At 74.4% G+C, this 17,753-nt stretch carries 16 protein-coding genes and 1 pseudogene; 10 read left to right on the plus strand and 7 right to left on the minus strand.

Annotated features, from left to right (window positions below):
- Window positions 1-2 precede the first annotated feature (2 nt).
- Window positions 3-1,640, minus strand: coding sequence for an ABC-F family ATP-binding cassette domain-containing protein (locus ACFPL3_RS00555; protein WP_343937743.1), 1,638 nt, complete (start codon window positions 1,638-1,640; stop codon window positions 3-5).
- A gap of 59 nt (window positions 1,641-1,699) precedes the next feature.
- On the opposite strand from ACFPL3_RS00555, the gene ACFPL3_RS00560 reads away from it, so the two are divergent.
- Window positions 1,700-2,293 carry a hypothetical protein gene (locus ACFPL3_RS00560; protein WP_343937741.1) on the plus strand — a complete coding sequence of 198 codons (594 nt, stop codon included), beginning with the start codon at window positions 1,700-1,702 and terminating at the stop codon, window positions 2,291-2,293.
- Here ACFPL3_RS00560 and ACFPL3_RS00565 read toward each other — a convergent pair.
- Window positions 2,248-2,619 (minus strand): VOC family protein, encoded by a 372-nt coding sequence (locus ACFPL3_RS00565; RefSeq protein WP_343937739.1) that lies wholly within the window; start codon window positions 2,617-2,619, stop codon window positions 2,248-2,250. The two genes, ACFPL3_RS00560 and ACFPL3_RS00565, sit on opposite strands and share 46 nt — an antisense overlap.
- A 50-nt stretch (window positions 2,620-2,669) precedes the next feature.
- Between ACFPL3_RS00565 and ACFPL3_RS00570 the strand changes: the two genes are divergently transcribed.
- Window positions 2,670-3,509 carry an alpha/beta fold hydrolase gene (locus ACFPL3_RS00570; protein WP_343937737.1) on the plus strand — a complete coding sequence of 280 codons (840 nt, stop codon included), beginning with the start codon at window positions 2,670-2,672 and terminating at the stop codon, window positions 3,507-3,509.
- Here the strand turns inward: ACFPL3_RS00570 and ACFPL3_RS00575 are convergent.
- Complete coding sequence (locus ACFPL3_RS00575; protein ID WP_343937735.1) at window positions 3,484-4,761, minus strand: MGH1-like glycoside hydrolase domain-containing protein; 1,278 nt, start codon at window positions 4,759-4,761, stop codon at window positions 3,484-3,486. The two genes, ACFPL3_RS00570 and ACFPL3_RS00575, sit on opposite strands and share 26 nt — an antisense overlap.
- 137 nt (window positions 4,762-4,898) lie before the next feature.
- On the opposite strand from ACFPL3_RS00575, the gene ACFPL3_RS00580 reads away from it, so the two are divergent.
- From ACFPL3_RS00580 to ACFPL3_RS00595, 4 genes are read left to right on the plus strand one after another with little or no spacing between them, the layout of a single operon-like run.
- On the plus strand, window positions 4,899-6,293 hold the full coding sequence (locus tag ACFPL3_RS00580) for an ABC transporter substrate-binding protein (protein ID WP_343937733.1): 1,395 nt from the start codon (window positions 4,899-4,901) through the stop codon (window positions 6,291-6,293).
- A gap of 10 nt (window positions 6,294-6,303) precedes the next feature.
- Complete coding sequence (locus ACFPL3_RS00585; protein ID WP_343937731.1) at window positions 6,304-7,296, plus strand: carbohydrate ABC transporter permease; 993 nt, start codon at window positions 6,304-6,306, stop codon at window positions 7,294-7,296.
- Window positions 7,296-8,171, plus strand: coding sequence for a carbohydrate ABC transporter permease (locus ACFPL3_RS00590; protein ID WP_343937729.1), 876 nt, complete (start codon window positions 7,296-7,298; stop codon window positions 8,169-8,171). Before ACFPL3_RS00585 ends, ACFPL3_RS00590 begins: the two co-directional genes overlap by 1 nt.
- 14 nt (window positions 8,172-8,185) lie before the next feature.
- On the plus strand, window positions 8,186-9,376 hold the full coding sequence (locus tag ACFPL3_RS00595) for an ROK family transcriptional regulator (RefSeq protein ID WP_343937727.1): 1,191 nt from the start codon (window positions 8,186-8,188) through the stop codon (window positions 9,374-9,376).
- 96 nt (window positions 9,377-9,472) lie between these two features.
- On the opposite strand, the gene ACFPL3_RS00600 is transcribed toward ACFPL3_RS00595, so the two are convergent.
- Together ACFPL3_RS00600 and ACFPL3_RS00605 are read right to left on the minus strand one after the other, a co-directional pair.
- On the minus strand, window positions 9,473-10,792 hold the full coding sequence (locus tag ACFPL3_RS00600) for an amylo-alpha-1,6-glucosidase (RefSeq protein WP_343937725.1): 1,320 nt from the start codon (window positions 10,790-10,792) through the stop codon (window positions 9,473-9,475).
- A gap of 37 nt (window positions 10,793-10,829) precedes the next feature.
- A pseudogene (locus ACFPL3_RS00605) lies at window positions 10,830-11,354 on the minus strand (glycogen debranching N-terminal domain-containing protein); the annotation flags it as partial.
- 99 nt (window positions 11,355-11,453) lie between these two features.
- Here ACFPL3_RS00605 and ACFPL3_RS00610 point away from each other — a divergent pair.
- A complete protein-coding gene (locus ACFPL3_RS00610; RefSeq protein ID WP_343937771.1) occupies window positions 11,454-12,170 on the plus strand; it encodes a PIG-L deacetylase family protein in 717 nt (238 codons plus the stop codon).
- Between the two features lie 10 nt (window positions 12,171-12,180).
- The gene (menD, locus tag ACFPL3_RS00615; protein ID WP_343937723.1) at window positions 12,181-13,809 is read left to right on the plus strand and encodes a 2-succinyl-5-enolpyruvyl-6-hydroxy-3-cyclohexene-1-carboxylic-acid synthase; all 1,629 of its coding nucleotides are present in this window, start codon (window positions 12,181-12,183) and stop codon (window positions 13,807-13,809) included.
- A gap of 13 nt (window positions 13,810-13,822) precedes the next feature.
- Here menD and ACFPL3_RS00620 read toward each other — a convergent pair whose 3' ends face one another.
- Window positions 13,823-14,362, minus strand: coding sequence for a PadR family transcriptional regulator (locus ACFPL3_RS00620; RefSeq protein WP_343937721.1), 540 nt, complete (start codon window positions 14,360-14,362; stop codon window positions 13,823-13,825).
- Between the two features lie 73 nt (window positions 14,363-14,435).
- On the opposite strand from ACFPL3_RS00620, the gene ACFPL3_RS00625 reads away from it, so the two are divergent.
- Complete coding sequence (locus tag ACFPL3_RS00625; RefSeq protein WP_343937719.1) at window positions 14,436-15,803, plus strand: carotenoid oxygenase family protein; 1,368 nt, start codon at window positions 14,436-14,438, stop codon at window positions 15,801-15,803.
- Window positions 15,800-16,438 carry a VC0807 family protein gene (locus ACFPL3_RS00630; RefSeq protein ID WP_343937717.1) on the plus strand — a complete coding sequence of 213 codons (639 nt, stop codon included), beginning with the start codon at window positions 15,800-15,802 and terminating at the stop codon, window positions 16,436-16,438. The genes ACFPL3_RS00625 and ACFPL3_RS00630 overlap by 4 nt, the downstream gene beginning before the upstream one ends.
- A 27-nt stretch (window positions 16,439-16,465) precedes the next feature.
- On the opposite strand, the gene ACFPL3_RS00635 is transcribed toward ACFPL3_RS00630, so the two are convergent.
- A complete protein-coding gene (locus tag ACFPL3_RS00635; protein ID WP_343937715.1) occupies window positions 16,466-17,677 on the minus strand; it encodes an isochorismate synthase in 1,212 nt (403 codons plus the stop codon).
- Window positions 17,678-17,753 lie beyond the last annotated feature (76 nt).

Consider the following 17,753-nt stretch of genomic DNA (forward strand, 5'->3'; position numbering starts at 1 on the left):
CCTCAGAGCTCCGTGAGCCGGCCCGCCTCCACCCGCCAGCGCCGGGTGCTGCGCATCGACTCCAGCATGCGCCGGTCGTGGGTGACCAGCAGGACCGTGCCGGGGAAGGAGTCCACGGCCTGCTCCAGCTGTTCGATCGCGGGCAGGTCGAGGTGGTTCGTCGGCTCGTCGAGCACGAGGAGGTTCACCTCGCGGGCCTGCAGGAGGGCCAGGGCGGCGCGGGTGCGTTCGCCCGGCGAGAGGGAGGCGGCGGGGCGCGGCACGTGCTCGGCGGTGAGCCCGAATTTGGCGAGCAGCGTGCGGACGTCCGACTCGGCCCAGTCGGGCACGGCCTTGCCGAACGCGCGCACCAGCGGCTCGGGGCCGAGGAACAGCCCGCGTGCCTGGTCGACCTCGCCGACCCGTACGCCCGAGCCGAGGCCCGCGCTGCCCTCGTCCACGGGAATGTGCCCCAGCAGGGCCCCGAGCAGGGTGGACTTGCCGGAGCCGTTGGCCCCGGTGATGATCACGCGGTCGGCCCAGTCGACCTGGGCGTCCACCGGACCGAGCACGAACGACCCGCGGCGCACCACCGCGCCCGTCATCGACGCCACCACAGCGCCCGAGCGCGGCGCGGTGGCGATGGTCATCCGCAGCTGCCACTCCTTGCGCGGCTCCTCCACCACCTCGAGCCGCTCGATCATCCGCTGTGTCTGCCGGGCCTTCGCGGCCTGCTTCTCGCTCGCCTCGGCCCGCATCTTGCGGCCGATCTTGTCGTTGTCGGTGGACTTGCGCCGCGCGTTGCGCACACCCTGGGCCATCCAGTTGCGCTGCATCTGCGCGCGATCCTTGAGGCCGGCGAGCTTGTCGTCGTACTCCTCGTACGCCTCGCGGGCGTGCCGGCGCGCCACCTCGCGTTCGACGAGGTAGGCATCGTAGCCGCCGTCGTACACCCCGACCTGCTGCTGGACGAGGTCCAGCTCCACCACGCGGTTGACGGTGCGGGAGAGGAACTCCCGGTCGTGGCTGACGATCACCGCCGGGCTGCGCAGGCCCTGCACGAACCGCTCGAGGCGCTCCAGGCCGTCGAGGTCGAGGTCGTTGGTGGGCTCGTCGAGCAGCAGCACGTCGTAGCGCGAGAGCAGCAGCGCGGTGAGCCCGGCCCGCGCCGCCTGGCCGCCCGACAGGGAGGTCATCTCGGCGTCGAGCCCGGTGCCGAGCCCGACCTCGGCGGCGACCTCCGCGGCCCGCTCCTCCAGGTCGGCGCCTCCGAGGGAGAGCCAGCGGTCGAGGGCGGCGGCGTAGCGGTCGTCCGCCCCCGGCGCACCCGAGCCGAGTGCCTCCGCGGCCGCGTCCATCGCGGCCTGTGCGTCGGCGACGCCCGTGCGCCGGGCGAGGAACGCGGCCACCGTCTCGCCGGGGCGCCGGTCCGGCTCCTGCGGGAGGTGCCCGACCGTGGCGTCGGGCGGGCTGACCAGGACCTTGCCGTCCTCCGGGTCCTGCTCGCCCGCGAGCAGTCGCAGCAGCGTGGACTTCCCGGCGCCGTTCGCGCCGACGAGGCCGACGACGTCACCGGGGGCGACGACCAGGTCGAGCCCGGAGAACAGGACGCGGGCGCCGTGACCGGCGGCGAGCCCGGTGGCGTTGATCGTGGCGCTCATCTCGGCGTCAACGCTACTTGCCGCCGCGACCGGCTTTCGTCGTGGCTAGGGTCGTGGGCATGGCCGATGCCCTCGTGCTCCCGGGCGGCCGGTTCGGGCCCGCGGCCGGCCTCCTGTGGTACGCGGGGGAGGTCGCCGGCATGCGCGGGGCCACTGTCCACCGCCACTGCTGGTCGCTGGAGCCGCCGGACCCCTTCGAGCCCGGGATCGAGGGCTGGGTCTGCGACGAGGTCGCGCCCGTCCTCGACGAGATCGGCGGCAGCCCCCTGCTGATCGCGAAGTCCCTCGGCACGAACGCCGCCGCGCTCGCCGCGGATCGCGGACTGCCTGCGGTGTGGCTCACCCCGGTCCTGACGACGCCGTGGGTCGTGGCCGCGCTGCGCCGCGCCACGGCGCCGTTCCTGCTCGTGGGCGGCAGCGCCGACCGGTTGTGGGACGGCGCGGCGGCGCGCGATCTCACACCGCACGTGCTGGAGGTCGAGGGCGCAGACCACGGCATGCAGGTGCCCGGTCCGCCGATCGGCACGATCGAGGTGCTCGGCCGGATCGTCGTGGCGGTGGAGGAGTTCCTCGACGCGATCGGCCTGCCCGACCCGGCGCCGCGGGCTCAGTCCCAGCAGAGGCAGAAGGGGTGGCCGACCGGGTCGAGGTAGACCCGCCAGTTCTCGTCCTCGCCGGGCTGGTGCTCCGGCTTGCCCGCCCCGATGGCCAGGATCTGGCGCTCGGCCTCGTCGACGTCGTCGACGGTGACGTCGATGTGGAACTGCTGGGGCCTGTCGTCGCGGGGCGGCCAGGCAGGCGGCTGGTAGCCGTCGGCGCGCTGGAAGCTCAGCTTGAGGTCGGGCTCGCCGCGCAGCGACACCCACTCGTCGTCGGCGTAGGTGATCTCGCCGCCGAGCAACCCGCGGTAGAACTCGGCCAGCGCCCGAGGGTCGGGGCAGTCGAGCACAACGGCACGCAGTCTCGCGATCGCTGCCATGCCTTGCAGTGTGCCAGTGCGTGATCGTCGCCGGGGCTACTGTGCCCGACATGGATCTCGACGGGACGTTCTCGTGGGAGGGGCGCAGGATCGCGTGGGGTCGCGCGGGGTCCGGGCCCGCGGTGGTGTTCTGCCACGGGACGCCCTGGTCGTCGTGGCTGTGGCGCCCGTTCGCCGAGGCGTTGAGCACGGAGTTCACCGTGTACCTCTGGGACATGCCGGGCTACGGGCGTTCCTCGAAGGACGCCGGCCACACCGTCGACTTCGAGGCGCAGGCCGCCGCGTTCACGGCGCTGCTCGACCACTGGGGCCTCGACCGGCCGCACGTCGTGGCCCACGACTACGGCGGCGCCGTGTCGCTGCGCGCGCACCTGGTGCACGGTGTGGCCTACGCGTCGTTGCTGCTCACCGACGTCGTGGCGATCCCGCCCGCGGGCTCGCCGTTCTTCCGGCTCGTGCAGCAACACCCCGACGTGCTGTCGCGGGTGCCGCCCTACATCCACGAGGCGCTCGTCCGGGCCTACATCGCCGATGCGAGCCACCGCGAGCTGCGCGAGGACGACCTCGCCGCACTCGTCACGCCCTGGCTCGGCGAGGAGGGGCAGCCCGCCTTCTACCGCCAGATCGCCGCGTACGACGAGCGCTATCTGGTGGAGAACGAGGCGCTGCTGGGCCGGATCGACATCCCGGTGAACGTCGTCTGGGGCGTGGAGGACACCTGGATCCCGATCACCACCGGGGAGCGGCTGGCCGCCGCGATCCCCGGTGCCGGCTTCACCCGGGTCGAGGGGGCGGGGCACCTGATCCAGCTCGACACCCCGGTGGTGCTGGCCACGGCGCTGCGCACGTGGCTGGCCGCGCGCCTCAGCCCGCCAGCAGGTCCAGCGTGAGCGCCGCCGACCAGCTGAAGTCCTGCACGCCGCGGCCTTCTCCCGTGCGCGGGTCGAAGTACTCCCGGAAGCCCTCCTGGCGCACGGCGCTCAGCATCGCGGCCCGCAGCGCGGTGGCCTCCGCGTGCCTGCCGTGGCGTTCCAGCCCGCGCAGCACGAGCCAGCTCGTGTTGATCCAGGCCGGGCCGCGCCAGTAGCGGGTGGTGTCGAAGGCAGGGCCGGTGAGGTCGTAGCTGGGCAGCGGGACGCGGTCGTTCAGCGCGAACCGCGGGCCGGTCACGCCGGCCACCAGCGCGTCGACGACGCCGTCGGGCAGGTCGAGCACGAGCGGGGCGAGGCCGCCGACGCAGTGCGCGGAGACCTGTTCGCCGTGGCGGTCGAGTGCGAAGAAGTGCCCGGCCGCGGGGTCCCAGCAGCGGGCGAGCAGGGCGTCGCGGAGGGCGGCGGCGCGTGCGCGGTGCAGCTCGGACGGTTCGCCGACGACGTCCGCGATCTCCGCGAGGGCCTCCTCCGACCAGGCCAGGAGCGCGTTGAACAGCGGGTCGACCGCGGTGAAGAGGTGCGCGCCGGGTTCGTCGCGGTAGCCGTGGTCGCGGTAGGTCTCCACGATCGCGACGTAGCGCGAGTAGTCGGTGGCCGTGGGGCGCTCGGCGGCGTCGACGTGGTCGAGGTCGCGGCGCCGGTGCCCCGCCAGCGCCTCGACGTCGGCGGGCACGCGCGCCAGCTCGGCGTCCCACGCGGGTGAGTTGTCCTGGCCCGACTCCCACGGGTGCGCGATCGTCACGAGGCCGTGGCCGTCGGAACGAGCGCGCAGCAGGTGGTCGTGCTGGGCCTTCAGACCGGGGTAGAGGTGGCGCAGGAAGCGCCGCCCGAGGGTGGGGGCCGCGCGGTGCACCTCGAGCGCGGCCACCGCGTGCACCGGCGGCTGCACGATCCCGGACGTCTCCCGCCGCGGGGCACCGGGCGCCTCGCGGGAGCGCCAGAAGTCGGGGCCGGGGAAGTAGGCGTCACGGGCGACGGCCGGGTTGAACACGATCTGCGGCACGCGCCCGTCGGCCCACTGCGCGGCGAAGAGCGACTCCAGCTCCCGGCGGCCGCGCCCGGGCGAGGCGTGCGCCCACCCGATCGCGATGAACGCGGAGTCCCAGCTCCACTGGTGCGGGTAGAGACGCCGTGACGGCACGGTGTGGCCGCGTTCCCAGTTGCCGTGCAGCACGGCGATGGCCCGTCGGCGCAGTTCGGCGTCACGCACGGGTGAACCTCATATTTATGACGCTAGCACTGCGCAAATACGCCTGAACATCATGCAAAAATGACCCGGTCGGCGGTTGAAGATCGCCGCGCGGACCCGGTTCACTGGGCGCGACCAGCGTCGATCGGGGGGCAGTGATGAGGACCGTGACCCGCCGCGCCGGAATCGCCCTCGGGCTCGTCACCGCCATGGCGGTGACCGCCTGTGGGGGCGGAGGGGACGACGGCGGAGGTGATCCGAACACGATCACGGTCTGGACCGCCGACACGCTGCCCGACCGCGTCGCCGCCACGCAGGCGATCATCGATCGGTTCACCGCGGAGACCGGCATCCAGGTCGAGCTCGTCGGGGTCGAGGAGGACCAGTTCATCCAGACCCTCACGGCGTCGGCGGCCGCCGGGGACCTGCCGGACGTGATCGGCTCGATCCCGCTGTCGTCCGTGCGCACGCTCGCCACGAACGACCTGGTCGACACGGAGTCCGCGGCCGCGGTGGTGAACGAGCTGGGCCCCGACACCTGGAACCGCACGGCGCTAGAGCTCACGCGCGAGGGCGACGAACAGCTGTCGGTGCCCAGCGAGGCCTGGTCGCAGCTGCTGTACTACCGGCGCGACCTGTTCGATGCGGCCGGGCTCCCCGCGCCCACCAGCTACGACGCGATCCTGAACGCGGCACGCACGCTCCACTCTCCGCCGGTGGTGGGCTTCGTCGGCGCCACCGCCCCCGGCGACGCCTTCACCCAGCAGACGTTCGAGCACATCGCCCTTGCCAACGGGTGCCAGATGGTGGACGCGGCGGGCGAGATCACCATGGACAGCCCGCAGTGCGTCGCGGCGTTCGACTTCTACCGGGAGCTGATCACCGACTACTCGGTGCAAGGCGCCCAGGACGTCGACAGCGTGCGGTCGAACTACTTCGCGGGCCAGGCGGCGATGGCGATCTGGTCCACGTTCCTGCTCGACGAGCTCGCCGGCCTGCGCAACGACGCGAAGCCCACCTGCCCCGAGTGCGCGGCCGACCCGACGTTCCTCGCCACGAACACCGGCATCGTCACCGCGCTGCAGGGGCCCGACGGCACCGAGCCCGCCCAGTTCGGCGAGGTGATCTCGTGGGCGATCACGGCCGAGGCGAGCGCCGAACCCGCGCAGCGGTTCGTGCGGTTCATGATGAGCGACGGCTACGTCGACTGGCTCGCGTTCGCCCCGGAGGGCAAGTTCCCGGCCCGCACCGGCAGCGCGCCGGGCGCCACCGACTTCGTCGACACCTGGGAGACGCTCCCGGTGGGCGTCGACACCGAGGGGCCGCTCGACCAGTTCTACCCGCAGGACGTGCTCGAGGCGCTCGCCACCGGCCCAGAGGCCTTCACCCGCTGGGGCATCACCCAGGGGCAGGGTGACCTGATCGGCGCCTCGCTCGGCGAGCTGCCGGTGCCCGCCGCCGTGGCGGCCGTGACCAGCGGCGGCACCGACGCCCAGGGCGCCGCCACGCAGGCCGCCGACGCCCTCCGCGCGATCCAGGACGGCCTGCGGTGACGGGCGCGGCATGAGCACCGGCACCGGGGTGCGCCCGCCCGGCACCGCTCCCGTCGAGGAGCGCAGTGCCGGCCGCACGCTCGCCCACGCCGACGCGCGCGCCGGAGTCGCGCTGATCTCGCCGACGCTGGTCGTCGTCCTCGTGATGGTGGTCGTCCCCATCCTCTGGACGGTGCTGCTGGCGTTCCAGCGGCTGCGGCTGCTCAACCTGCGCAGCTCGGGGCTCTTCGGCGAGTTCACGCTCGGCAACTTCGACAACGTCTTCGCCGCGCCGGGGTTCTGGAGCGCGCTCGCCACCACCCTGACCTACTCCGTGCTCGGCACGGCGGGCGCGATCGGGCTCGGTCTCGTGGCGGCGCTCGCCCTGCGCAGGCCCTTCCGCGGCCGCGGGCTCGTGCGCGCGGTGATGCTGCTGCCCTACGTGGCGCCGATCGTCGCGGCCACCTTCGCGTGGACCACGATGCTCAACCCGCAGTTCGGCGTCGTGAACCACTGGGGCACCCGCCTGCTCGGCTGGGACGAGCCGATCGCGTTCCTGTCCCAGCGCAGCAGCGAGGTATCGGTGCTCGGCATGACGATCGGCGTGCCGACCGCACTGTTCACCGTGATCGCCTTCGAGGCGTGGCGCTCGTTCCCGTTCGCCTTCCTGTTCCTGACGGCACGGCTGCAGGCGGTGCCGGCCACGCTGGAGGAGGCGGCCACCGTGGACGGCGCCACCCTCACCCAGCGCTTCCGGTACGTGGTGCTCCCGCAGTTGATGCCCACGATCGCCGTGCTCGCCGTGCTGCGGTTCATCTGGACGTTCAACAACTTCGACGACATCTACCTGCTCACCGGTGGCGGGGCGGGCACCGAGGTCGTGGCCGTCTCGGTGTTCAACGCGCTCACCGCACGCGGGGACATCGGCGGGGCCGCGGGGCAGGCCCTCGCGCTCGCCGCGATCCTCGCCGCGCTCATCGGGCTCTACCTCTGGCGGTTCGCCCCCCGCGAGGAGGGTGCGTGATGGCGACGATGAGCCGCGACGCCGTGGAGACCCGCGTGTTCGGGGTGCTGCGGGTCGTCACGATCGTGTTCCTGCTGGCCATCACGATCTTCCCGTTCTACTACACCGGCCTGCTGTCGCTGCGTCCGTTGGACCGGGTGCTGCAGGACCCGGGTGCGCTGTGGGTCCCGCCGTCCGAGCTGGACCTGAGCAGCTACGGCAGCGTGGTGGCGCCGCCGAGCGCGGGCGGGCAGGGTTTCCTGGGCTTCATCGTCAACAGCGCGCTCGTGGCGCTCGGCACCGTGGCCGTCACGCTGCTGATCGCGCTGCCCGGGGCGTACGCGGTGAGCCGCCTGCGGTTCTTCGGCCACCGGCAGGTGGGCGTGCTGTTCCTGGCCGTCTACCTGTTCCCGCCCATCCTGCTCGCCGTGCCGCTCTTCGTGTTCTTCACGCAGGTGGGGCTGCGCGGCACGCTCGTCGGGCTGTTGATCGTGTACGTCTCGCAGGTCGTCGCGGTGTCGATCTACATGCTGCGCAACTACTTCGACACCGTCCCGGTGAGCCTCGAGGAAGCCGCCGCCATCGACGGGTGCACGCGGCTGGGCGTGCTGCGGCGGATCAGCCTGCCGCTGGCGATGCCGGCGATCATCGCGAACGCCCTGTTCATCTTCATGATCGCGTGGAACGAGTTCCTGTTCGCGCTGCTGTTCCTCATCGAGGAACGCGACCGGTGGACCGTGTCGCTGGGCCTGTCCCAGCTCGCCGGCAGCATCGAGATCCCCACCACCGTGCTGATGGCCGGCTCGGTCATCGTCACGATCCCGGTCGTCGTCGTGTTCTTCGCCAGCGAGAGACTGCTCACCGAAGGGCTCACGGCAGGCGCGGAGAAGGGGTAGGGGCAGGGATGTCGGTGGACGACCCGGACCGGGTCGGGCCCGGCAACCCGGTGTCGGCGGGCCGGCTGCTGCTGCTCGTCCGGCGCGGCATCGCCACCACCCGGCGCGACCTGATCCGGGTCACCGGGCTGTCGCGCTCCACCGTGACCCAGCGGGTGGACGCGCTGCTCGGCGCCGGCCTGCTGCGCGAGTCGGCGGGTCCGGCCGAGGGCCGGGGCCGCCCGGCGGGCACCCTCGCGTTCGACGAGTCCTCCGGGCACGTGCTCGTCGCAGGAATCCACCGCGACGGCGTCGAGCTCGCCGCCGTCGACCTCGGCGGTCGCGAACTGCACCGCAGCGCGCTCACCGTGCCCGTCGCGGCCGGGCCGGAACCGGTCCTCGACGCGGTGGAGGCCGGGCTGGATGCGCTCGTCGCCGACGCCGAACTCGACCCCGACCGCACCGTGGCACTCGGGGTGGGGGTGCCCGGGCCGGTGGACGTCGCCGTCGGCCGCGTCATGCAGCCGCCCGTGATGCCGGGCTGGCACGACCACCCCGTGCGCGACCAGCTCGCCGAACGGCTCGGCGTGCCGGTCTTCGTCGAGAACGACGCCAACCTCATGGCCCTCGGCGAGCAGCGGGCGCACTGGCCGGACGTCCCGTCACTGCTGCTCGTCACGGTCGGCAGCGGCATCGGCGCCGGGATCGTGATCGACGGGAGGCTGTACCGCGGCATCGACGGCGGGGCGGGCGACATCGGCCACATCCGGATGTACGGGCACGAGGAGCGCTGCGCCTGCGGCGCGACGGGCTGCCTGGCCGCCGTGGCCTCCGGGGACGCGCTCGCGCGCACGCTCGCCGCGCTCGGCAAGGACGTCCGCGGCGTCGCCGACGTGCGCCGGCTCGTGCACGAGGGTGATCCCGACGCGATCGCCGCCGTCCGCACCGCGGGGCAGCTGGTGGGTGAGGTGCTCACCACCGTCGTCTCCGTGCTGAACCCGGAGATCCTCGTGCTCGCGGGCGAGATGGCCGAGACCAACGAGTACTTCGTCACGGGCATGCGCGAGGTGATCTACCAGCGCTCCCTGCCGCGGGCCACCCGCCACCTGCGCGTCGTGAGCACGCCGTCGGGCGACCGCGCGGCCGTGCGGGGCACGGTGGAGCTGGTGGTCGACGAGGTGTTCGCCCCCGCCGCCGTCGACGCCCGCCTCGGCACCCCGCGCTGAGCGCGCAACACGGCCCGCGAAACGGGAGACTCGCCCTCTTGGTGGCGAGTCTCCCGTTCGGAGGCGCGAGTTGCGCGATGCGTAGGCCGCCGGCGGCTACTGGGGGACGGCCCAGGCGGGGAGGAGGCCGGAGTCGAGGTAGGAGACCACCGCGACGGCGCCCGCGGCGGCCCAGGCCTGGGGGCGGCAGGCCGTGGGGTAGCTGCGGGCCTCGCCGTCGATCTCGGCGTAGAGCTCGGGCAGCCGATCGTCGAACGCGGCCGCCGCCGTGACCAGGCCCTCGCCCAGGGAGCGGGCGACGTCGTGGCGGCCGACCCCCGCGAGGCCGAGCACGGCGATCGCGGTGTCGTGCGGCCAGACGGAGCCGCGGTGGTAGGTCAGCGGGTCGTAGCCGCCGGTGGTGCTCGACAGCGTGCGCAGGCCGCGGCCGCCGTCGAGGTCGGGGCGCGCGAGCCGGTCGGCCACGAGGTGGGCCTCGTGCGGCGAGAGGATGCCGGTGCTGAGCAGGTGTGCCATGTTCGACGCGGGCCCGGTGACGGCGCGGCCGTGCCCGTCGAGGGCGATGGCGGGGTAGCGGCCGTCCGGGTCGTCGATCCAGAAGTTCTCGCGGAAGCGGTGGGCCATCCGCTCGGCCCAGTCGCGCCACTCGTCGGCGCCCGGGCGGTCGAACTTCGCGAGCAGTTCGGCACCCCCCCGCGGCGGCCGCGTACGCGTAGCCCTGCACCTCGCACAGGGCGAGCGGCTGGCCGGCGATCGTGCCGTCGGCCCACCGGACGGCGCCCTGGGAGTCCTTCCAGCCCTGGTTGGCCAGGCCGCCGCCGGAGGAGCCGCGGTAGCTGAGGAACCCGTCGTCGCCCGCGGTGCGCCGGATCCACCCGAGGGCGGCCTCCAGGTGCGGGATGAGCTCCACCACCTCGTCGTCGGCAAGCCCGGCGCGCCACGCGTCGTGCAGCAGGCAGCACCAGAGCGGGGTGGCGTCGACCGTGCCGTAGTAGCGCGGCGGCAGGTCCAGGCCGCCCGCGCGCAGCCCGCCGGGCCGGAACTCGTGGATGATCTTGCCGGGTTCCTCCTCGCCCCGTGGGTCGTCCACCTGGCCCTGCCGCCGGGCGAGCACGCGCAGCGTGCCGCCCGCCAGCTCGGTGGACAGCGGCAGCGCCATCCGCGCTGTCCACAGCGAGTCGCGCCCGAACAGCGTGCAGAACCACGGGCTGCCGGCGGCGGCGAAGCGGTCGTCCGGCGCGTGCGGGTCGGCGAGCAGGAGGCCGTCGAGGTCGTCCAGGCTGCGCCGCACCAGCGCCGCGCGCGGCCCGCCTGCGGCCTGCGCGTCCGCCTCCCACGGGATCGGCGCGGCCGGCCGGAAGTCCTCGGGCCCGGGGTCGGACGGGGTGAGGACGAGCCGCAGCGTCCAGCGCTCACCCGGCGCGAGCGACACCGGCCAGGCGAGCACCGCGTCCGGCCCGTCGACTACGGCCTCGCCCGCGGCTGGGGTGGCGGTGAGCGTGGCGGACACCCCGTCGCCGGTCCAGCGCACCCCGCCACCGTGGACGGTGGGCGGCACGTCGGCGAGCGGCACCCCGGACTTCACGACCGGGGTGGGGGCGAGGTCGCTGCGGGCGTGCAGGGTGAGCCGCAGGGTGACAGGTGCGTCGGCGGTGCTGTGCAGGGTGATCTCCTCGACCGCGGTGCGGTCGGCGAGCTGCCGTTCGCGGCGCAGCCGCACGCCGGGCCACCCGGCTTCGAACGACGCGCGGCCGGCCCCGTGGAGGCCGGCCGTCGTGGCGCGCATCTCGACGCCGTCGACGCCGAGTTCGAGCCGGTTGCAGAAGCGCGTGTCGCCGACGTAGAGACCCTGCGCGCCGTCGGCGCGGACCTGCCCGTCCGGGTCGGAGAGCAGCTCGGCCGGGGCGGCGAGCACGGTGAGCAGGTGGTCGAGCGTGGTCTCGCCAGGACGGTCCGTGGCGGGCGGGGAGCTGGGCATGGATGGAACTCCTGGTCCGGGCACCTGGTGGTGCCCACCGCGGTCGAGCCGACGCTACGCCGCGCACCTGCCGGGGCGCCGGGAGGGCAGGATCCCAGCATGACCGAGACCTACGTCACGTTCCCGGAGGACTTCACGAGCGGGCTCGCGGTCGTCGCCCATCCGGATGACCTGGAGTACGGCGGTGCGGCCGCGATCGCGCGGTGGACGGCGCAGGGATGCTCGATCGCCTACCTGCTGGCCAGCCGTGGTGAGGCCGGCATCGACTCGCTGCCGCCCGAGGAGTGCGGTCCGTTGCGGGAGGCCGAGCAGCGGGCCGCCGCGGCCGAGGTGGGGGTCGACGTCGTGGAGTTCCTCGACCACCCGGACGGGTTGATCACCTACGGCCCGCAGCTGCGCCGAGACATCGCGGCCGCGATCCGCAGGCACCGGCCGGAGGTCGTGATCACCGTGAACCACCACGACACCTTCCCGGGCGGGCACCTCAACATGGCCGACCACCGGGCGGTGGGGCAGGCCGCCATCGACGCCGTGCGGGATGCGGCGAACCGGTGGCTGTTCCCCGAGGCCGGGGAGCCGTGGGCCGGGGTGCGGCAGGTGCTCGTGCTGGCCTCGCCGCTGAGCGGGCACGCGGTCGACGTCGAGGAGGCGTTCCCGCGCGGGGTGGCGTCGCTGCAGGCGCACAAGGCGTACCTGGAGGCGCTCGGCGGGCCGATGGCCGACCCGGAGCAGTTCCTGCGCCGTGCCGCGGAGGAGGCGGCCGCCCGGCTCCCCGGTTCCCGCCTCGCCACGGCCTTCCAGGTCATCGAGACATAGGCTCGGCCTCGTGAACCCGTCGACCGAGCACGCGCGGTTGGTCGTCGACGAGCTGGTGCGGTGCGGCGTCACGGACGCGGTGCTCTGCCCCGGCTCGCGCAACGCGCCGCTGGCGTTCGCGCTGCACGCCGCCGACGCGGCGGGCCGGGTGCGGCTGCACGTCCGGATCGACGAGCGCACGGCGGGTTTCCTCGCGCTGGGGCTCGCGCTGCGGTCGGGGCGCCCGGTGCCGGTGTGCACGACGTCGGGCACGGCCGTGGCGAACCTGCACCCGGCGGTGCTGGAGGCGTCGCACGCCGGGGTGCCGCTGCTGGTGCTGAGCGCCGACCGGCAGCCGGAGCTGATCGGCACCGGGGCCAGCCAGACGATCGACCAGGTGGGGTTGTTCGGCGGTGCCGTGCGGCTGGCCGTGAACGCGGGTCTCGACGACGCGGCCGGGCGCAGGCGGGCGTCGATCGCCCGGCTCGTCGCGGCGGCCACTGGCGTCACCGGCGGCCCGCCCGGCCCGGTGCACCTGAACCTGCCCTTCGCCGACCCGCTGGTGCCCGACGACGCCGGTGCGGGCTCCGTGGGCCGGCCGGGGGACGAGCCGTGGACGCGGGTGGCGCCGGTCGCCCGGCAGACGGGCCCGCTGCCGCTCGACCCGGTGGCACCCACGCTGGTGATCACCGGTCACGGGGCACCGGAGGGCCTGCTGGACCTCCCGGTTCCGGTGGTGGCCGAGCCCGGGTCGTCGGCGTGGCCCGCCGCGGTGCGCACCGGGCCGTGGCTGCTCGGCGCGGCGCCGGGATTGCGGCCGGCGCAGGTGGTGGTGGCGGGCCGTCCCACGCTGCACCGGCCCGTGCAGCGCCTGCTCGCCGACCCGGAGGTCGCTGTCCACGTGCTGGCCGACCCGCGCGGCATGCCCTGGCCGGACGTCGCGGGCAGCGCCCGGGCGGTGGGGAGCCTGCCGCCGCTGCGCCCGGACCGGTCGTGGACCGACCGCTGGCAGGCTGCGGACGCCGCCGCCGCCGAAGCGCTCGACAAGGCCCTCGACGACCCCGCGGCACCGGGTGGGCTCCGCCTCGCCCGGGAGCTGGTGGCCGCGCTGCCGCCCGGGGCGCAGCTGGTGCTCGGCTCGTCCAACCCGGTGCGGGACGTGGCGCTCGCCGCCGTCCCCCGCCCGGGGCTCACGCTGCTGGCCAACCGGGGCGTCGCAGGCATCGACGGCACGGTCTCCACCGCCGTGGGCGCCGCGCTGGTGCACGACGGGCCCGCCTACGCGCTGCTCGGCGACCTCACGCTGCTGCACGACACCACCGGCCTGGTGATCGGGCCGGACGAGCCGCGCCCCGACCTCACGATCGTCGTGCTCAACGACGACGGCGGCGGCATCTTCGGGCTGCTCGAGCAGGGCGCCCCGGAGCACGCCGCGTCGTTCGAGCGGGTGTTCGGCACCCCGCACGGCGTCGACGTGGCCGCGCTGTGCGCCGCCGCCGGCGCGGGGCACGTGCGGGTGGACGTGCCCGACGTCGCCGCGGCGCTCGCACCGGCACCCGGGGTGCGGGTGGTGGAGGTGCGGGCGAACCGTGCCGAGCTGCGACAGGGGCACGCGCAGCTGCGCGCCGCCGTCGAGGCTGCGGTGGCCGAGGCCCTCTGAGCCCGGGGAGGGGTCAGGCCGACTCGGCCTCGGCGGCCTCCAGCTTGCCGATCGCCCACTGCGCCCAGCCGTGCACGGCCTCGAACTGGCGGGCGCCGAACTCGGCGGCGAGGTAGCCGAACCCGTCGGCGCCCGGGGGGATCGCGGCGGGGACGTCGTCCATGATCTTGCGCAGCCGGGTGCCCTCCTCGGCCGCGTGCTCGACGATCCGGCGCAGCACGACCAGGGCATCGGCCGGTTCGAGCGCGGAGAGCAGGAACATGCGCAGCACCTCCTCGTTGCGCACCTTCCCCCGTCGTCGCGGCGTGAGCACCCACTCCCGCAGTTCGGCGTAGCCCTCCGGGGTGACCGAGTAGGTGCGGCTGCCGCGCGCACCCTCCTCGGTGACGGTGACGTGGCCGCGCTCGGCGAGGCGGGCCAGCTCCGGGTAGATGCTCGTGTGGCCGGCCTGCCACGCGTAGCGGCCGAGATCGGCGGCGAAGGCCTTGGTGAGCTCGTACCCGCTGCGCGGTTGGACGGCGAGCAGCCCGAGCAGCGCGTGCGACAGCGACATGCCGGAAGCTTACATGTCAAAAGTGGCACGACAGTATTGACATGTCGAGTTCGACAGGTGCATCCTCCTCGCCGTGACCAGCACCCCGCCCCTGCACGTCACCGGCCACCTCGCGCCCGTCGCCGACGAGATCGACGGGATCGACCTCCCGGTGCAGGGCGCGATCCCGCCCGAGCTGGTGGGGCGGTACCTGCGCAACGGGCCCAACCCGCTGCCCGGTGAGCCCTCCGCGCACTGGTTCACCGGGCACGGCATGGTGCACGGGGTGCGGCTGCGCCACGGGCGCGCGGAGTGGTACCGCAACCGCTGGGTGCGCACGCGGGCGCTGGCCGGCGAGTCGCTGGTGCGCGCCGACGGCACGATCGACCACGGGGTCGGGCACGCGAACACGCACGTCATCGAGCACGCGGGCCGGATCATGGCGCTGGTGGAGAGCAGCTTCCCGTACGTGCTCACACCGGAGCTGGACACCGTCGGCACCTGCGACTTCGACGGCCGGCTCACCACGGCGATGACGGCGCACCCGAAGACCGACCCGGTGACCGGTGAGCTGCACTTCTTCGGTTACGGGATGCGCCCGCCGTACCTGACCTACCACCGGCTGTCGGCGGGCGGCGAGCTCGTGGAGAGCGCCGAGATCGAGGTGCCGGGCCCCACGATGATGCACGACTTCGCCATCACCGACCGGCACGCGGTGTTCCTCGACCTGCCGATGACGTTCCAGCTCGAACGGCTCGGCCGGGGCATGCCGTACGGCTGGGACGACCGCTACGGCGCGCGCATCGGCGTGATGCCGCTGGACCGGCCGGGCACCGTCCGCTGGTTCGACGTGGAGCCGAACTACGTCTTCCACGTCGGCAACGCCCACACCGACGCGGCGGGCCGGGTCGTCCTCGACGCCGCCCGCTACGCCGCCGCCGACGCCGTTGCCATGTGGGACGGGCTCGGCACCGATCCCGCGGGCCTCGCGGCCGACGCCGCCGCCACCGGGTCCGCCCGCCTGCACCGCTGGGTGCTCGACCCCGCCACCGGGGCCGTCACCGAGAGCCCGCTCGACGACCGCGCCGTGGAGTTCCCCACCGTCGACGACGAGCGCGTCGGCCGGGAGGCCCGCTACCGGTATGCGGTGGCCGACTCGCGGGGCCGCGCCGGGATCGTCAAGTTCGACGCCGCCCACGGCACGCGCGCGGAGCACGACCTGGGCAGCGACGCGGTGGCGGGCGAGGCCGTGTTCGTGCCGTCCGGCGCGCCGGACCGGACGGAGGACGACGGCTGGCTGCTGTCGATCACCACCCGCCGCGACGGCAGCGCGTCGCAGCTGCTCGTGCTCGACGCCACCGACGTGGCCGGTCCACCGGTGGCCGCCGTGGAGCTGCCGCGCGGTGTGCCGTCCGGCTTCCACGGGTCCTGGATCGACGACGCCGACCTGGCGCCGCGGTGAGCGCCGCCGCCACGGAGGAGAACCGGGACGCCGTCGAGTTCCGGCCCGCGGCGATGATCCGCGGGCTCGGGTTGGACATCGGCCTGCCGCTGGCCACGTACTACGCGCTGCACCTCGCCGGGGTGGCGGACTGGCCCGCGTTGCTGGCGGCCACGGGGGTGGCCGCGCTGCGGATCGGCTGGGAGGTCGTGCGCCGCCGCAGGCTGAACCCGTTCGCCTCGCTCATGCTCGTGGTGTTCGGCGTGGGCCTGGTGCTCACGTTGGTGAGCGGCGACGAGCGGTTCCTGCTCGTCCAGGACTCGATCACCCTGGCCGGGGTGGCGCTCGTGTTCCTGGTGACCAGCAGGTGGGGCACCCCGCTGACGCTCGCCGCGATGCAGAGCTTCAGCCCGCACAAGGCCGAGGCGCTCACCGAGGCCTTCCGCTCGAGCCCCGAGGTGCGCCGCGGGGTGCGGGTCAGCTCGGCGGTCTGGGGTGGCGGGCTGCTCGCGCTCGCGGTGGTGCGGGTGCCGCTGATCTACCTGCTGCCGGTTCCGGTGATGGTCGGCCTGGGGACCGTCCTCACCGTCGTGACGTTCGCCGCTCTGATCGGCTGGAACGTCTGGTTCGTCGCGCGGGCCCGTCGCGGGGGGTGACGGGTCCGCGCGGCTCCCGCCGCGGGCTCAGCCCTGCGGGGTGTCCTCCAGGGCGTCGCGCACCGCGACCATCTTCGCCGCGGCCTCGCGCACCTCGGTGTCCGGATCCGAGTCGGCCACGATCCCGCAGCCGGCGAACAGGCGCGCGACCGGACCGTCCAGCTGGGCGCAGCGCAGGGCGATGCCGAGCTCGCCGTCGCCCTCGCCGTCCATCCAGCCGACCGGACCCGCGTAGCGGCCCCGGTCCATGCCCTCCAGCTCGGCGATGAGGTCGAGCGCCGCGTCGCGGGGGGTGCCGCCCACAGCGGCCGTGGGGTGCACGGCGGCGGCGAGCTGCAGCAGCGAGGCGGGCGACTGCGGGTCGAGCTTGCCGTGCACGTCGCTGGACAGGTGCGACACGTTGCGCAACGCGATCACCGACGGCGTCTCCGGCACGTCGAGAGTGCTGCACATCGGGCGCAGCGCGTCGGCGAGCGAGTCGACGGCCAGCGCGTGCTCGTGCCGGTCCTTGGCCGATCCGAGCAACCGTCCGGGCAGGTCGTCGGTCTCGCCGGGCCAGATCGTGCCGGCCAGCACCCGGGACGAGACGGTGCCCTCGGCACGGCGCACCAGCAGCTCGGGCGTGGCGCCGACGAGCCCGTCCACGGAGTACGACCAGCAGGTGGGGTAGCGCCGCGCGAGACCGGCGAGCAGGAACCGCGGGTCGAGCGGGGCGTCGGCCACCGCGAGCAGGTCGTGCGCGAGCGCGGCCTTGTCCAGCTCGCCCGCCCGCATCCGGCGCACCGCCTCGGCCACCGCCTGCCGGTAGCCGGCCACGGGCAGCTTGCCGTCGGCGAACCGCAGAGCACCGCTCGGGCGGACCGGGGTGACGGCCCGTACGGCGGGCGGACCGTCGCCGGGCGAGAACTCGGTGATCCACGCGACGCCGTCGCGGCGGCCGACCAGCACGCGCGGGACCACGAGCACCGAGCCCGGCGAGGCGTCGCTGAAGGTGAAGCTGACGAACGCCACCGGGCCGGTGCCCGGCAGGCCGACCTCGTCGCTGACCTGCAGCCCCGCGCGGAAGGAGCGCCACCAGGCGTCGGCTTCGGCGAACCGGTTCTCACCCGAGACCGTCAGCCGGGCGACCTCGCCCCAGCCGACGAGGCCGTCGGGTCCACGGACCCACGACAGCGGGTTGCGGTCGTCGGGAAGCAGCTCGAGCAAGCCGCCCGGGTTGCCGACGAGCCTGGTTCGCACGCCCAACCCGGTAGGTAGCGGGGCGATCGTCACGAATCCGAGGGTAGGAGGCCGTTGGCGCTCGTGTGCGCCCGAC

Origin of the sequence: Pseudonocardia zijingensis, from assembly GCF_042657305.1 — a bacterium.
In the GTDB taxonomy this organism is placed as follows: Bacteria; Actinomycetota; Actinomycetes; order Mycobacteriales; family Pseudonocardiaceae; genus Pseudonocardia; species Pseudonocardia zijingensis.

Coding starts and splice junctions, on each gene's coding strand:
- ACFPL3_RS00555 (WP_343937743.1), bottom strand. CDS start 1,640: ATGAGCGCCACGATCAACGCCACCGGGCTCGCCGCCGGTCACGGCGCC.
- ACFPL3_RS00560 (WP_343937741.1), top strand. CDS start 1,700: ATGGCCGATGCCCTCGTGCTCCCGGGCGGCCGGTTCGGGCCCGCGGCC.
- ACFPL3_RS00565 (WP_343937739.1), bottom strand. CDS start 2,619: ATGGCAGCGATCGCGAGACTGCGTGCCGTTGTGCTCGACTGCCCCGAC.
- ACFPL3_RS00570 (WP_343937737.1), top strand. CDS start 2,670: ATGGATCTCGACGGGACGTTCTCGTGGGAGGGGCGCAGGATCGCGTGG.
- ACFPL3_RS00580 (WP_343937733.1), top strand. CDS start 4,899: ATGAGGACCGTGACCCGCCGCGCCGGAATCGCCCTCGGGCTCGTCACC.
- ACFPL3_RS00585 (WP_343937731.1), top strand. CDS start 6,304: ATGAGCACCGGCACCGGGGTGCGCCCGCCCGGCACCGCTCCCGTCGAG.
- ACFPL3_RS00590 (WP_343937729.1), top strand. CDS start 7,296: ATGGCGACGATGAGCCGCGACGCCGTGGAGACCCGCGTGTTCGGGGTG.
- ACFPL3_RS00610 (WP_343937771.1), top strand. CDS start 11,454: ATGACCGAGACCTACGTCACGTTCCCGGAGGACTTCACGAGCGGGCTC.
- ACFPL3_RS00620 (WP_343937721.1), bottom strand. CDS start 14,362: ATGTCGCTGTCGCACGCGCTGCTCGGGCTGCTCGCCGTCCAACCGCGC.